Source organism: Amycolatopsis sp. DG1A-15b, from assembly GCF_030285645.1.
GTDB lineage: Bacteria > Actinomycetota > Actinomycetes > Mycobacteriales > Pseudonocardiaceae > Amycolatopsis.
In genome coordinates this window covers 9,305,608-9,319,110 of the sequence record NZ_CP127296.1, presented here as the reverse complement: position 1 = coordinate 9,319,110, position 13,503 = coordinate 9,305,608, and the positions used below count along the sequence as shown (strand labels likewise).

The 13,503-nt window shown below is 72.1% G+C and carries 11 protein-coding genes; 1 reads left to right on the top strand and 10 read right to left on the bottom strand.

Going from position 1 to position 13,503, the window contains the following annotated elements:
• The first annotated feature begins 2 nt into the window (after positions 1–2).
• Positions 3–1,103 (top strand): DNA glycosylase AlkZ-like family protein, encoded by a 1,101-nt coding sequence (locus tag QRY02_RS43390; protein ID WP_285988494.1) that lies wholly within the window; start codon positions 3–5, stop codon positions 1,101–1,103.
• A 53-nt stretch (positions 1,104–1,156) separates the two neighbouring features.
• On the opposite strand, the gene QRY02_RS43385 is transcribed toward QRY02_RS43390, so the two are convergent.
• From QRY02_RS43385 to moeZ, 10 genes are all read right to left on the bottom strand, one after another.
• A complete protein-coding gene (locus QRY02_RS43385; RefSeq protein WP_285988493.1) occupies positions 1,157–1,819 on the bottom strand; it encodes a DUF4097 family beta strand repeat-containing protein in 663 nt (220 codons plus the stop codon).
• Between the two features lie 96 nt (positions 1,820–1,915).
• A complete protein-coding gene (locus QRY02_RS43380; protein ID WP_285988492.1) occupies positions 1,916–3,019 on the bottom strand; it encodes a uroporphyrinogen-III synthase in 1,104 nt (367 codons plus the stop codon).
• On the bottom strand, positions 3,016–3,357 hold the full coding sequence (nirD, locus tag QRY02_RS43375) for a nitrite reductase small subunit NirD (protein ID WP_285988491.1): 342 nt from the start codon (positions 3,355–3,357) through the stop codon (positions 3,016–3,018). Before nirD ends, QRY02_RS43380 begins: the two co-directional genes overlap by 4 nt.
• A complete protein-coding gene (gene nirB / locus QRY02_RS43370) occupies positions 3,354–5,861 on the bottom strand; it encodes a nitrite reductase large subunit NirB (protein WP_285988490.1) in 2,508 nt (835 codons plus the stop codon). Before nirB ends, nirD begins: the two co-directional genes overlap by 4 nt.
• 1 nt (position 5,862) lies before the next feature.
• Complete coding sequence (locus QRY02_RS43365; RefSeq protein ID WP_285988489.1) at positions 5,863–7,257, bottom strand: nitrate/nitrite transporter; 1,395 nt, start codon at positions 7,255–7,257, stop codon at positions 5,863–5,865.
• The gene (locus tag QRY02_RS43360) at positions 7,254–8,681 is read right to left on the bottom strand and encodes an FAD-dependent oxidoreductase (protein ID WP_285988488.1); all 1,428 of its coding nucleotides are present in this window, start codon (positions 8,679–8,681) and stop codon (positions 7,254–7,256) included. Before QRY02_RS43360 ends, QRY02_RS43365 begins: the two co-directional genes overlap by 4 nt.
• Entirely contained in the window at positions 8,678–10,726 is a 2,049-nt protein-coding gene (locus QRY02_RS43355) for a molybdopterin oxidoreductase family protein (protein ID WP_285988487.1), read from the bottom strand. Before QRY02_RS43355 ends, QRY02_RS43360 begins: the two co-directional genes overlap by 4 nt.
• Positions 10,727–10,921: 195 nt before the next feature.
• A complete protein-coding gene (locus tag QRY02_RS43350; RefSeq protein WP_285988486.1) occupies positions 10,922–11,347 on the bottom strand; it encodes a hypothetical protein in 426 nt (141 codons plus the stop codon).
• A gap of 40 nt (positions 11,348–11,387) precedes the next feature.
• Positions 11,388–12,185, bottom strand: a complete 798-nt coding sequence (locus QRY02_RS43345; RefSeq protein ID WP_285988485.1) for a TIGR02569 family protein — start codon at positions 12,183–12,185, stop codon at positions 11,388–11,390.
• A 131-nt stretch (positions 12,186–12,316) separates the two neighbouring features.
• Positions 12,317–13,492, bottom strand: a complete 1,176-nt coding sequence (moeZ, locus tag QRY02_RS43340; protein ID WP_285988484.1) for an adenylyltransferase/sulfurtransferase MoeZ — start codon at positions 13,490–13,492, stop codon at positions 12,317–12,319.
• Positions 13,493–13,503 lie beyond the last annotated feature (11 nt).

Sequence of the window (13,503 nt, the reverse complement as noted above, 5' to 3'; positions counted from 1 at the left end):
ACGTGGACCGCCGTCAGGTACTCGCCTACCGCATCGCCGAGCACGGGCTGCACCGCTCGGCGCGGGACGTCGCCGACCTCGCCGTCGTCCGGGCCGGGCTGCAGGACAGCATGCGGGACACCGCGCTGCTCGCCCTCGCCGCCCGGCTCGACGGCCCGGTGTCCCTGGAGGACGAGCGCCTCGTCCTGGCCTGGACGCTGCGGGGTGCGCCGCACTTCCACCTCCGCACGGACCTGCCCGAGGCGATCCGCGCGCTGATCCCGCTGGACGACGCGGACGCGCAAGCCCGGATGCTGTGGCAGCGCAAGGAGATGGCGGCGACCGGGCTGGCCGCGACCGAGGTGGTCTTCACGGCGGCCGCCGCGCTCCGGAAGGTCGTCACGAAGCCGATGACGAAGGGCGCGGTTTCGACGGCGGTCACGAAGGCGCTGCCGCCGGCGTTCGCCCGCTGGTGCCGCCCCTGCCAGGCCACGCACATCCAGGAACAGCTGATGCGCATCGCGACCCCGCACGCCGGAGTCCGCCTGGTCACGGGGGCGTCGCCGGCGACGCTGGCCCCGCTGGAGGGCCGCGGCCGGCTGCGGAAGACGCCGGACCCGGCCGCGGCGACGGCGGTGATCGAGCGGTACCTGCGGCTCAACGGCCCGGCGTCGCCCGGCGAAGCGGCGGAATTCGCGGGCACGGCCCGGGCGGTGGTCGACCGGACGTGGCCGGCGGACCTGGCCGAGGTGAAGGTCGAGGGCAAGACCAGGTTCCTGCCCGCGGACCGGCTCGAGGCGCTGGAGAACCCACCGGAGCCGGACGTGGTGCGGCTCCTGCCGCCGCTGGACCCGTTCATCCAGGCGCGCGACAAGGCGCTGCTGGTCCCGGATCCGGCGCGGCGCAAGGAAGTCTGGAAGATGCTGGGCAACCCGGGCGTGCTGCTCGCGGACGGCGACATCGCGGGCACGTGGCGCACGAAGGGCAGCGGCGCGAAGCTGACGTTCACCATGACGGCCTTCGACCCCCTGCCCCCGGCGGTCCGCGAGGAGGCGGAAGCCGAGGCGGCCCGGGTGGCGGAGGCGCGCGGCTTCGAAAAGCACGCGATCACCTGGGCCGGCTGACACCAGGCCGCGGGGACCGTCCGGAACAGTCCCCGCGGGCGGTGCTGCCGGCCTCACAGGCTGTGGGCGTCGATGTCGCCGTAGGACGTGGTCGCCCGGATGGACAGAGCCGCCGTGCCCTCGTTCTTGAGGGCGTTGCGGATCCGGCCGTACGTCGTCCCCGCGTCGAGCGTCGCCGAGACCCCCGTTGCCGCGCCGACCGTGATGTCGCCCGCCTGGGTGCTCAGCACCAGGGTGCCGCTCGCCGCCTCGGCGATGCGGATGTCGCCCTTGCCCGTGATGATCTCCGCCGGGCCCGTCAGCCGGCCGACCGACACGTCGCCCGCGTGGGCCGTCAACCGGAGGCTCGCGGCCTCGTCGAAGACCACCTCGCCGTGGGCGCCCTCGACGGTGACGTCGCCGAGGCGGCCGACGCCCCGCAGCTCCACGCTGGCGGCCTTGGCCTCGACCGAAGAACCGGCGGGCAGCGAAACGGTCACGTCGACCGCGCCGGACGGGCCGAAGTACTGGTTCTTCGCCGCGATCTCGATCCGCAGAACGCTGTCGTCGAAGGACACCGACGCCGCCGAGGCGGCCTTCACGTCGCGGCTCTTCGCCGGGTCGGCGGGGAGTACCTGAACAACCGTGTCCTCGCGAAGGGAAGCGTCGAACCGGATGCGGCCGGCGGGGATCTCGAGGACGGTGGCGATCGGGGCGGGGGTGGTGAACTTCTGCATCGGATTCTCCTTGACGAAGTGGTTGGTGAGACCCACCTTCGCCGGGCGCGCTGACACCGGAAGGCCACCGCACTGACACGGCCGCTGACACGCCCGTCAGGCGTCGACAGCCAGCCGGTATCCCCGCTTCACCACCGTCTGGACGACCTTGCCGCCCCCCAGCGACGTCCGCAGCCGCCCGATCGCCGTCTCGACCGCGTGCTCCTCGCCGCCTCCCGGCAACGCCGAGATCAGCTCACGCCGCGACACCACCCGCCCCGGCGACGCCGCCAGCGCCCGCAACAGCGCCATCGGTGCCGGGGCCACTTCGCGCCACTCGCCGTCCACGATGGCCGCTTGGCCGCGGAGCTCGATCGAATGCCCGCCCGCCCGCAGCCGCGGGGAGCGGGTCACCAGGGTCTCCGCCACCGTCCGGGCCAGCGCGCCGATGCGGGCGCGGTGCGGCTGGACCGTCGGCACCCCCAAAGCAGCCAACGGTCCAGCCGTGATCGGGCCGACGCACGCCGCCACCACCGGGCCGGACAGCGCCGTGACGAGCCCCGGCAGCCGGCCCGTGCGCCGGGCCAGGGCGATGAGCGACGCCGCCGCCGGCGCGCTGGTGAACGGCAGTGCGTGGATCGAGCCGTCCAGGACGCCGTCCAGCAGCCGGTCCACCGGGCCCGGGTCGACCGGGCCGACCCAGCGGTACACCGGGATCTCGATGACCTCGGCCCCGGCCGCGCGCAGCGTGTCCACGAAGTACGGCAGCGGCTCCCCGTGCAGCTGGACCGCGATCCGCAGCCCGTCGACCCCCGACGAGAGCAGGTGCTGCAGCAGCTCGGCGTTGCTTTCCGAAGCCGGCGAATACGACTCCGAAAGCCCGGCCGCCCGCAGCGCGCCGGTCACCTTCGGCCCGCGGGCCAGCAGCGAGGCCGTCGAAAGCCGCGAGAGCAGGGAATCCCCCAGCCCCCAGCCCTCGGCCGCCTCCAGCCAGCCTCGGAAGCCGATGCCGGTGGTCGCGACGACCGCGTCCACCGGAGAGGAGAGCAACGCGGTGGTCGCCGCGTGCAGCTCCCGGTCGTCCGTCAGCGGCACGATCCGGATCGCCGGGCCGTACCGGACGCTCGCCCCCTTGCGCACCAGCAGCGCGCCGAGCTCGTCAGCCCGGCGCGCCGCGGTGATGCCGATAACGAAACCGGCCAGTGGGAGCACATCGCTCACGGGCTCTCCACTTCGACGACGCCTTCCCGCACGCGCACCTCGTACACCGGCACCGAGACGTCCGAAGCGTCCAGGCACTGGCCACTCTCGAGGGCGAAGCGCTCCTTGTAGACCGGCGAAGCGACCACCGGCACGCCGTCCGCGTCGCCGACGATGCCGCGCGAGAGAACCGCGGCGCCGCTGCACGGGTCCCAGTTGGACAGGGCGTACCACCGGTCGCCCGGCAGCCGGAAGATCGCCACCTGCACGCCGTCCAGCAGCGCGGCGACCCCCGAGTACTCCGGCACGGCGTGCGCCGCGCACACCGCGGTCCAGGTTCGTTCGATCGACGTCGTCATCGGCGCACCTCCGGGACTCCGAGCATCACGGGAACTTTCTGCTGCCGCTCCTCGCGGAACGAGATGGCCGGGTCGGGCGCGCCCGGCGCGTTGACGAAGGAGGAGAACCGGGCCAGCTTCTCCGGGTCCTCCAGGACGCCCTTCCACTCGTCGGCGTAGTTGTCGACGTGCTTGGCCATCGCCGCGTCGAGGTCCTCGCAGATGCCGAGGGAGTCGTCGACGATCACCGCGCGCAGGTGGTCGAGCCCGCCGTCCAGCTCCTCGATCCAGGGCGCGGTCCGCTGCAGCCGGTCGGCGGTGCGCACGTAGAACATGAGGAACCGGTCGATGGTCCGGATCAGCGTCTCGGTGTCCACATCGGACACGAGCAGGTCGGCGTGGCGCGGGGTGGTGCCGCCGTTGCCGCCGACGTAGAGGTTCCAGCCGTTCTCCGTGGCGATGATGCCGAAGTCCTTGCTCCGCGCCTCGGCGCACTCCCGGGCGCAGCCCGAGACCGCGGACTTGAGCTTGTGCGGCGACCGCAGGCCGCGGTAGCGCAGCTCCAGCTCGATCGCGAGCCCGACGCTGTCCTGGACGCCGTAGCGGCACCACGTCGACCCGACGCACGACTTGACCGTGCGCAGCGCCTTGCCGTAGGCGTGCCCGGACTCGAACCCGGCGTCGACGAGCCGCCGCCAGATCAGCGGCAGCTGGTCCACCGTCGCCCCGAACAGGTCGATCCGCTGACCGCCGGTGATCTTGGTGTACAGCCCGAAGTCGCGCGCCACCTCGCCGATCACGATCAGCTTGTCCGGGGTGATCTCGCCGCCGGGGATCCGCGGCACCACCGAGTACGTGCCGTTGCGCTGCAGGTTCGCCAGGTACCGGTCGTTGGTGTCCTGCAGGGTCATCTGCTCGCCGCCGAGCACGTGCCCGTTGCCGAGGGTGGCCAGGATGGACGCGACCGCGGGCTTGCAGATCGCGCAGCCGCTGCCCGAGCCGTAGCGGCCGATCAGCTCGCTGAACGTCGTGATCCGGGTGGCCTGCACGATCTCGAACAGCTCCGCGCGCGACTGCGGGAAGTGCTCGCAGACGGCCTTCGACTGCTCGACACCGGCCGCGCTGAGCAGCCTGCCCAGCAGCGGGACGCACGACCCGCAGGCGGTCCCCGCCCGGGTGCACGCCTTGAGCTTCGGGACGGTGTCGCAGCCGTCTTCGTGGATCGCCTTGGTGATCGCGCCCTTGGAGACCGCGTTGCACGAGCAGATCTGCGCCGCGTCGGGCAGCGCGTCGACGCCGACCGCGGCGCCGCCGCCCGCCGGGGCGAGGATCGCGCCCGGTTCGGCCGGCAGCGGACGGCCGACCAGCGCCCGCAGCGTGTTGTACTCGGTGGCGTCGCCGACGAGCACCCCACCCAGGAGCGTCTTGCCGTCGTCGGTGACCACGAGCTTCTTGTACGTCCCGGCGACCGCGTCGTTGACGGCGACTTCCAGGGCGCCTTCGGTCTGAGCGTGGGCGTCACCGAAGGAAGCGACGTCGACGCCCATCAGCTTCAGCTTCGTGGACGTGTCCGGCTCCGGGAACGTCCCGCCCCCGCCGGTGAGCTGCGCGGCGACGATCTCCGCCATCGCGTAGCCGGGCGCCACGATGCCGTACACCTTGCCCTCGACCGCGGCGCACTCGCCGATCGCGTAGACCGCCGGGTCGCCGGTGCGGCAGGAGGCGTCGGTGAGGACACCGCCGCGCGGGCCCAGCTCCAGGCCGGACTGCCGGGCGAGGTCGTCCCGCGGCCGGATGCCGGCGGAGAACACGACGAGGTCGACGTCGAGCTCGGTGCCGTTGCCCAGCTTGGCCAGCAGGCGCGAGCCGTCGGCCTCGATGGAGCTGGTGGACGTTCCCGTGTGGACGGTGACGTCCAGCGCCGTGATCATCCTGCGGAGCATCGAGCCGCCGCCCTCGTCGACCTGCAGCGGCATCAGCCGCGGCGCCATCTCGACGACGTGCGGGGACAGGCCCATGTCCCGCAGCGCCTTCGCGGCCTCCAGGCCGAGCAGGCCACCGCCGATGACGACGGCCGAGCGCCGGCCGCGGCCCGGCTTGTCGACGGCCGCCGCGCGGATCGCGTCGAGGTCCTCGATGGTCCGGTAGACGAAACAGCCGTCCAGGTCGTGCCCGGGCACCGGCGGCACGAACGGCCGCGAGCCGGTGGCCAGCACCAGCGCGTCGTACGAGACGACCGCGCCGGAGGCCGTGGTGACCGTGCGAGCGTCCCGGTCGACCGACACGGCCAGCTCGCCGAGCCGCAGGTCGACGTGCTCGTCGCCCGCGTAGTCCGAACCGGGCAGGGCCAGCGACGCCGGGTCCCAGGTGTCCACGTAGGACGTGAGCGCCACCCGGTCGTACGCCGGGCGCGGCTCCTCGGACAGGACGACGATGTGCCAGTTACCGGAGGGGTCTTCCGCGCGCACCGCCTCCACGAGCCGGTGGGCGACCATGCCGTGTCCGGCGACGACCAAGGTGGGCATCTCAGACCTCCGCTCCCGCGAGCGCCAGACCGCGCTCACTCGTGGGCTGTTCGGCGGGCTTCCGCAGGTAGACCGCCCAGGTGACGGCGAAGCAGAGCCCGTAGAAGATGAGGAATCCGACGAAGGCGGGCACGCCGCTCTTGGCGTCGGCGAACGACTGCCGGAAGGCGAGGTTGATCAGCAAGCCACCTTCGGCACCGATCGCGCCGGCCAAGCCGATCAGCGCGCCGGACAGCCGCCGGGCCTTGAGCAGCTCGGCCGCCTCCTCGGCGCCGTTGGCGATCGCGATCTTCGCCTTGGCGCGGAAGATCGCCGGGATCATCTTGTACGTCGAGCCGTTGCCGATGCCGGCCAGCACGAACAGCACCACGAACGAGACCGTGAACAGCACCAGCGACTTCGAGGTCGAGGCCAGGATCAGCACGACCGTGGCCGCCGCCATGCCGATGAAGGTGGTGAAGGTGACCTTGCCGCCGCCGATGCGGTCGGACAGCCAGCCGCCCGCCGGCCTCGAGATCGAGCCGAGCAGCGGGCCGAGGAACGTCACCGCGGCCGCCTGCAGCGGGGTGCGGCCGAACTGGTTCTGCAGCACCAGGCCGAAGGCGAAGCTGTAGCCGATGAACGAGCCGAACGTGCCGATGTAGAGGAACGACATCACCCAGGTGTGCGGCTCCTTGACGACCTCGCGCATCGCCTTGGTGTCGCCCTTCATGCTGGCGAGGTTGTCCATGTAGAAGTACGCGAGCACGGCGGCGACCACGATCAGCGGGATGTAGGTGTAGAGCACGATCCGCGGAGCGGTCGCGCCCGCCGTGCCGATCACCAGCAGCCCGACCAGCTGGATCGCCGCGACGCCGAGGTTGCCGCCGCCGGCGTTGAGGCCCAGCGCCCAGCCCTTGTGCTTCTCGGGGTAGAAGGCGTTGATGTTCGTCATCGACGACGCGAAGTTGCCGCCGCCGACGCCGCCGAGGGCCGCGACCAGCAGGAAGGTGCCGAGCGACGTGCCGGGGTGCAGCACGATCGCGGCCAGCGTGGCCGGGATCAGCAGGAGGACGGCCGACACGATCGTCCAGTTGCGGCCGCCGAACTTCGCCACGGCGAAGGTGTAGGGCAGCCGCATCAGGCCGCCGATCAGCGTCGGCGTCGAGACGAGGAGGAACTTGTCCGCGGCGGAGAAGCCGTAGTCCTTGCCCATGAACAGGACGATGACCGACCACAGGGTCCAGATCGAGAAGCCGATGTGCTCGGCGAAGACCGAGAACCACAGGTTGCGGCGGGCGATCTTCTTGCCGGTGGACTCCCAGAACTCCTCGTTCTCGGGTTCCCAGTGTTCGATCCAGTGCTTTCCTTGGTGGGCCACGGCGTTCTCCTTCGTGCGGCGGTTCGTGGTGGTCATTGCGCGGCGAGCCAGTTGGCGATGCCGCCGACGGTGTCGGAGCACCCGCCGCATCCCGTCGTGGCTCGCGTGGCCCGCGCCAGTGCGGGAGTGTCGGTGGCCCCGGCCTTCCAGGCCTCGATCAGCCGGCCCTTGGTGACGTTGTTGCAGCGGCAGATCACCGCCGCGGCCGGGAGGTCGGCCGGGCTGGCCGCCGGGGTGGCGCCGGTGGGCAGCGCGCGGCCGAGCAGGACGGCGAGCCGGTCGTCCGGCAGCAGCGTCCCGCGGTCGTGGAACTGGGTGATGGTCGCGGCAGCGTCGGGCAGGCCGAGCAGGATCGCCCCGGTGACGCGGTTTTCGCGGACGACGAGCTTGCCGTACCGGCCGCCCGTCGGGTCGTTGAACGTCAGCACCTCGACGTCGGCGTCGGACGCTTGGAGCTGCGTCTCGCCCAGCGCGGCCAGGTCGATGCCGCGGGCCTTGAGCCGGGTCACGGCGGTCGTGCCGCGGTAGCGGGCGGCCGCGTTGGTGCCGGTCAGGACGTCGGCCAGCACCGACGCCTGCTCCCACGCGGGCTGGATCAGCCCGGCCGGGGCGCCGGGGTGGCGGGCGCAGTCGCCGAGGGCGTGGATGCGGCCGTCGCTGGTGCGCAGGGTGTCGTCGACGAGAATGCCCATGTCGACGTCGAGCCCGGCTTCGGCGGCCAGGCTGGTCTCGGCGCGGACGCCGGCGGCGACCACGACCAGGTCGGCCGGGACGAGGGTGCCGTCGTCGAGCTTGAGCCCGTCGCCGGGCAGGTAGCGGGCGGCGGTGGCGCCGAACTTGAACGTCACGCCCATGTCGGTGAGCTGCCGGGCCAGCACGTGCCCGGCGGCGGGGTCGAGCTGGCGCTCCATGACGTGCCCCAGCGGGTGCACGACGGTCACCTGGTTGCCGCGCCCGGCCAGGCCGCGGGCGGCTTCGAGACCGAGCAGGCCACCGCCGAGCACGGCGACCGGCGCGCCGAAGCGGGCGGCGTCGAGGATCTTGGCGCAGTCGTCGAGGCTGCGGAAGGCGACCACGCCGGGGCCGGCTTCGAGGCCTTCGACCGGCGGGATCCACGGGTTGGCGCCGGTGGCGAGCACCAGGGCGTCGTAGTCGACGGTCGTTCCGTCCGCCAGCTCGACACAGCGCTTCTCGCGGTCGATGCGGGCGACGTCGACGCCGAGCCGCAGGTCGATGTTGTGGCGCGTGGCCCACTCGTCGTCGTGCAGGCGAACGCTTTCGGCGCTCATGCCCCCGGCGACGACGGCGGACAGCAGCACGCGGTTGTAAGCGGCGTGCTTCTCGGCGCCGAGCACGGTCAGCCGCACGCGTTCGGCGATCGGGTCGCGGCGGCGGATCTCGTCGGCCAGGCGCGCGCCGGCCATGCCGTAGCCGACGATGACAACTTCACGAGGGCTCACGCGGCACCATCCACAGTAGACAGGGAAACGGCACACACCTTGAACTCCGGCATCCGGGAGACCGGGTCGAGCGCCGGGTTGGTGAACAGGTTGGCGCGCTGCTCACCCGGGAAGTGGAACGGGAGGAAGACCAGGTCGGGCTTGAGACTCTGGACGAACCGCACCTTCGCGACGGTCTCGCCGCGACGCGACCGGATCCGGGCCGCGTCGCCTTCTTCGAGGCCGGCCCGCTTGGCCGTGTCCGGGTGGACCTCGACGAACACCTCGGGCACGACGTCGTTGAGCTCGCCGATCAGCCGCGTCTGCGCGCCTGACTGGTAGTGCTGCAGCACGCGGCCGGTGGTGGCCTGCAACGGGAACTCGTCGTCGGGCAGCTCGGCCGGGCCGGTGTGCTCGACCGGCACGAACCGCGCGCGGCCGTCCGGGTGGGCGAAGGAGTCCAGGAACATCCGCGGGGTGCCGGGGTGGTCGTCCGCCGGAACCGGCCAGTGCAGGGCCTCGCCCGCGCGCAGCCGGTCGTAGCTGACGCCGGAGTAGTCGGCGACGCCGCCCTTCGACGCGATCCGCAGCTCCTCGAACACCGTCTCGGCGTCGGCCGGGAACCGGCCCTCGGGCTGGCCGAGCCGCTCGGCGAGCCCGTTCAGGACGTCGAGGTCGGACCGGACGCCCGACGGCGGCGTCAAGGCCTTGCGGCGCAGCAGGATCCGGCCTTCGAGGTTGGTGAGCGTGCCGTCCTCTTCGGCCCACTGGGTGACCGGCAGGACGACGTCGGCCATGGCCGCGGTCTCCGACAGCACGAAGTCGGCGACGACCAGGAAGTCCAGCGAAGCCAGCCGGTCCTGGACGCGCTGCGAGCGCGGCGCCGAGACGACCACGTTGCTGCCGAACACCATCAGCGCCTTCGGGCCGTTCTCCTGGCCGAGCGCTTCGAGCAGTTCGGTGGCCGAGCGGCCGGGACCGGGGAGGCTGTCCGCGTCGACACCCCAGACGCCGGCGACGTACTCGCGCGCGGCCGGGTCGTCGAGCTTGCGGTAGCCGGGCAGCTGGTCGGCCTTCTGGCCGTGCTCGCGCCCGCCCTGGCCGTTGCCCTGGCCGGTGAGGCAGCCGTAGCCGGAGCCCTGGCGGCCGGGCAGGCCGAGGCTCAGCGCGAGGTTGATCCAGGCGCCGACGGTCGCGGTGCCGGTGGCGTGCTGCTCGGTGCCGCGCGCGGTGAGGATGTAGGCGTTGCGGGCGGCAGCCAGCTTTTCGGCGGCGAGGCGCATGTCGGCGGCCGAGACGCCGGTGACGCGCTCGGCGCGCTCCGGCCACCAGCTCGCAGCGATCCGCCACATCTCGGCGAAGCCGCTGGTCCGGTCGTCCACATAGGACTGGTCGAGGTGGCCGCCTTCGACGACGGCGTGCAGGATGCCCAGGGCCAGCGCGAGGTCCGTGCCGGGCGCGGGAGCGAGGTGCAGGCTCGCCAGCTCGGCGGTCGGGGTGCGCCGCGGGTCGACGACGATGAGGTCGGTACCGCGCAGGTGCTGGGTGAACGGCGGCATGGTCTCGGCCGGGTTCGCCCCGGCGAGCAGCACGACGTCGGCGTTCTTCAGGTCCGTGACGGGGAACGGCATCCCGCGGTCGGCCCCGAACGCCTTGATCCCCGCGGCGGCCGCCGAGGACATGCACCACCGGCCGTTGTAGTCGATCTGCGAGGTGCCGAGCGCGACGCGGGCGAACTTCCCGAGCAGGTAGGCCTTTTCGTTGGTCAGCCCGCCGCCGCCGAAGATCGCGACACCGTCGGGGCCGTGGGTTTCCTGCGTCTCCCGCAGCTTCCGGGCGACGTGGTCGAGGGCGAAGTCCCAGCTGACCGGCTCGAGCGCGCCGTTCACGCGCAGCATCGGCGTGGTCAGCCGCTTCGAGCTGGTGAGCAGGGAGCCGGAGGTCCAGCCCTTCTGGCACAGGCCCCCGGCGTTGACCGGGAAGTCCCGCGGCGTCACGCGGGCGCCGTCGAGGCTCATCCCGCACTGCAGGGCGCAGTACGGGCAGTGGGTGTCGACCTGCGGCATCGGGCACCTCCTCGGCGTTTCGGGCTTGCCCTGACGCTAAGGAGGCCTTGTTAACCGGATTCGACCGAATGTTTCAGGCAGTTGACATTGCGGCGGTGTTTCCGCCGCCCGCTCGGTGAGATCGGCGTCCATCTGCCGGGAGTCGGGAGGTCAGCGGCGCTTTGCCGGAGATGTCCCGCGATCTTGCGACCTCGGTCACAGCCGCCCCCAGCCGTCCTGCTCGAAGAAGCGCCGCTCGAACCACCACCGTCCGTCGTTGAGCGGATCGGGCAGCGTCGCCGCCGCGAACCGCCGGTCGATCCGGGACAGCGCGACGCCGATCAGCGCCCGGTCCCGGCGCGGCAGCTCGTCCAGCAACCCGGCGAGCATCGAGCGGGTGCCGACGGGATCGGCGATGGGATCGGTCGAGGCCGGCAGTATCAGCCGGAACGGCGGCCGGGTGCCTTCCTCCCAGTCCTGGAGGTAGTCGGCAACGGAACCGGGCCACAAACCGGCGGCTGCTTCGGCGAAGGCGAGCTGCCGCATGGCGCGGCGGGAGACGTAAGGGATCTTGACCGGCGGCGGGCCCGCGAATTCGAGTCGCTGGGCATGGCGCAGGCTTCCGGGGCGCCTACGCGGCATGGCCCTTTCGGTAAGTGGTCATGCAGCCATCATGCCGGAATCACAGGATTCCCGACACCTCCCGCGCTGCGGCACGCAGGCCGTCCAGCGAGGCCTGCGTCGATCTCGGGTTCAGCGCGTTCGACGCCAGCCGGAACAGCACCGCGCGCAGCAGCAGCTGCGGCCACTCCGGCAGGTGCGCCCAGCGCTCGAGCAGATCACGCCCCGCCCCACCCCACGCCAGCGCGTCCACCGCGACGATCGCCGCGCCGTACTCGCCCGGGCGGTAGTACGGCACGAAGTCGACCAGGCCGGGGCTGGAATCGCCGTCGAACAACAGGCCCGCCAGCAGCTCGCCGTGGGCGACCTGCGACGGCAGGCGGATCGAGCGGCGGGCGGGCGCCAGGACCTCGAACCAGCGGCCGCCCTTCGTCTCTTCCAGGGGAACCTCGAGCTCCTCCCAGGCGACGCGGTCGGCGACCGCGTCGACGTCGGTGCGCGCGTCGAGGAACTCCGGCCGCGGCAGGCCGGCCGTGGCCCGGTGCAGCTTCACCGCCGCGAGCACCGACGCGTCACCGCGGTGTTCCGGCGTGCCGGGGACGAACCGCGACGCCGTCCAGCCGCCGACGATCCAGCGGCCGTCGGTGGACCGGACCGGCTTCCCGACCCGCAGCCCCGGCTCGCGGACGTAGTCGAGGGCGTGGGCGGTCCACAGCGTCCTGGCCTTGTCGGTGACCGGCTTGAGCACGAGGTCGCCGCAGCGCCACGCCGTCGAGTCCGGCAGGCGTTCGCCGCCGTCGGCGGGGCCGCCGAAGGCCGCGCAGACGTGCGCCGGAGGACGTTCGAGGGTTGACCGCACGGGCGTGACGTTACCCGGCCGGGTGTTCCCCGATCGAGAAGACGCGCTGGTCACACAGGGTTTCTCAACTCCGGCGAAACGCCGTGAAGGCCGCCTCCGAACCGGAGGCGGCCTTCAGCGGACGACCACTGTCAGTAGGTCGGCAGGCTCGGGTCGATCTGCTTCGCCCAGGCGAGCACGCCGCCGCCGAGGTGCGTCGCGTCCTTGAAGCCGGCCGCGTGCAGCGCGGCGAGGGCCTCCGCGGACCGCCCGCCCGACTTGCAGTGCAGGACGATCGGCTTGTCCTGCGGCAGTTCGGCCAGCGCCTCGCCCGAGAGGATCCGGTCCTTCGGGATCAGCGTCGCGCCCTTGATGTTGACGATCTCGTACTCGTGCGGCTCCCGGACGTCGATCAGCGCGAAGTTCTCGCCGCTGTCGAACTTGGCCTTCAGCTCGGCCGGGGTGATGGTGCTCCCCGACGCCGCCGAGGCCGCCTCGTCGGAAACCACGCCGCAGAACGCCTCGTAGTCGATCAGCTCGGTGATCTTCGGCGTGTCCGGGTCCTTGCGGATCTTGACCTCGCGGTACTTCATCTCCAGCGCGTCGTAGCTGATCAGGCGGCCGAGCAGCGTCTCGCCGATGCCGGTGATGAGCTTGATCGCCTCGGTCACCATGATCGAGCCGATGGACGCGCAGAGCACGCCCAGCACGCCACCCTCGGCGCAGGAGGGGACCATGCCCGGGGGCGGCGGCTCCGGGTAGAGGTCGCGGTAGTTGAGGCCCTTGCCGTTCGGCGCGTCCTCCCAGAACACGCTGACCTGGCCCTCGAACCGGAAGATCGAGCCCCAGACGTAGGGCTTGCCCAGCAGCACCGCGGCGTCGTTGACCAGGTAGCGCGTCGCGAAGTTGTCGGTGCCGTCGACGATCAGGTCGTACTGCTCGAAGATCTCGAGCGCGTTCGACGAGTCCAGCCGGTCGGTGTGCAGGTGCACCTTGACCAGCGGGTTGATCTCCGCGATCGACTCCTGCGCGGACGCGGCCTTGAGCTTGCCGACGTCGGACTGGCCGTGGATGACCTGGCGCTGCAGGTTCGACTCGTCCACGACGTCGAAGTCGACGATGCCGAGCGTGCCGACCCCGGCGGCGGCCAGGTACAGCAGCGCGGGGCTGCCGAGGCCGCCGGCCCCGATCACCAGGACCTTGGCGTTCTTCAGCCGCTTCTGCCCGTTCACCCCGACGTCCGGGATGATCAGGTGACGGCTGTACCGGGCCACCTCTTCCTTGGTGAGCTCGGCAGCCGGCTCGACGAGCGGCGGCAGTGCTGACATGGGTCCTCCAT

Coding starts and splice junctions, on each gene's coding strand:
- moeZ (WP_285988484.1), bottom strand. CDS start 13,492: ATGTCAGCACTGCCGCCGCTCGTCGAGCCGGCTGCCGAGCTCACCAAG.
- QRY02_RS43385 (WP_285988493.1), bottom strand. CDS start 1,819: ATGCAGAAGTTCACCACCCCCGCCCCGATCGCCACCGTCCTCGAGATC.
- QRY02_RS43350 (WP_285988486.1), bottom strand. CDS start 11,347: ATGCCGCGTAGGCGCCCCGGAAGCCTGCGCCATGCCCAGCGACTCGAA.
- nirD (WP_285988491.1), bottom strand. CDS start 3,357: ATGACGACGTCGATCGAACGAACCTGGACCGCGGTGTGCGCGGCGCAC.
- QRY02_RS43355 (WP_285988487.1), bottom strand. CDS start 10,726: ATGCCGCAGGTCGACACCCACTGCCCGTACTGCGCCCTGCAGTGCGGG.
- QRY02_RS43365 (WP_285988489.1), bottom strand. CDS start 7,257: ATGACCACCACGAACCGCCGCACGAAGGAGAACGCCGTGGCCCACCAA.
- nirB (WP_285988490.1), bottom strand. CDS start 5,861: ATGCCCACCTTGGTCGTCGCCGGACACGGCATGGTCGCCCACCGGCTC.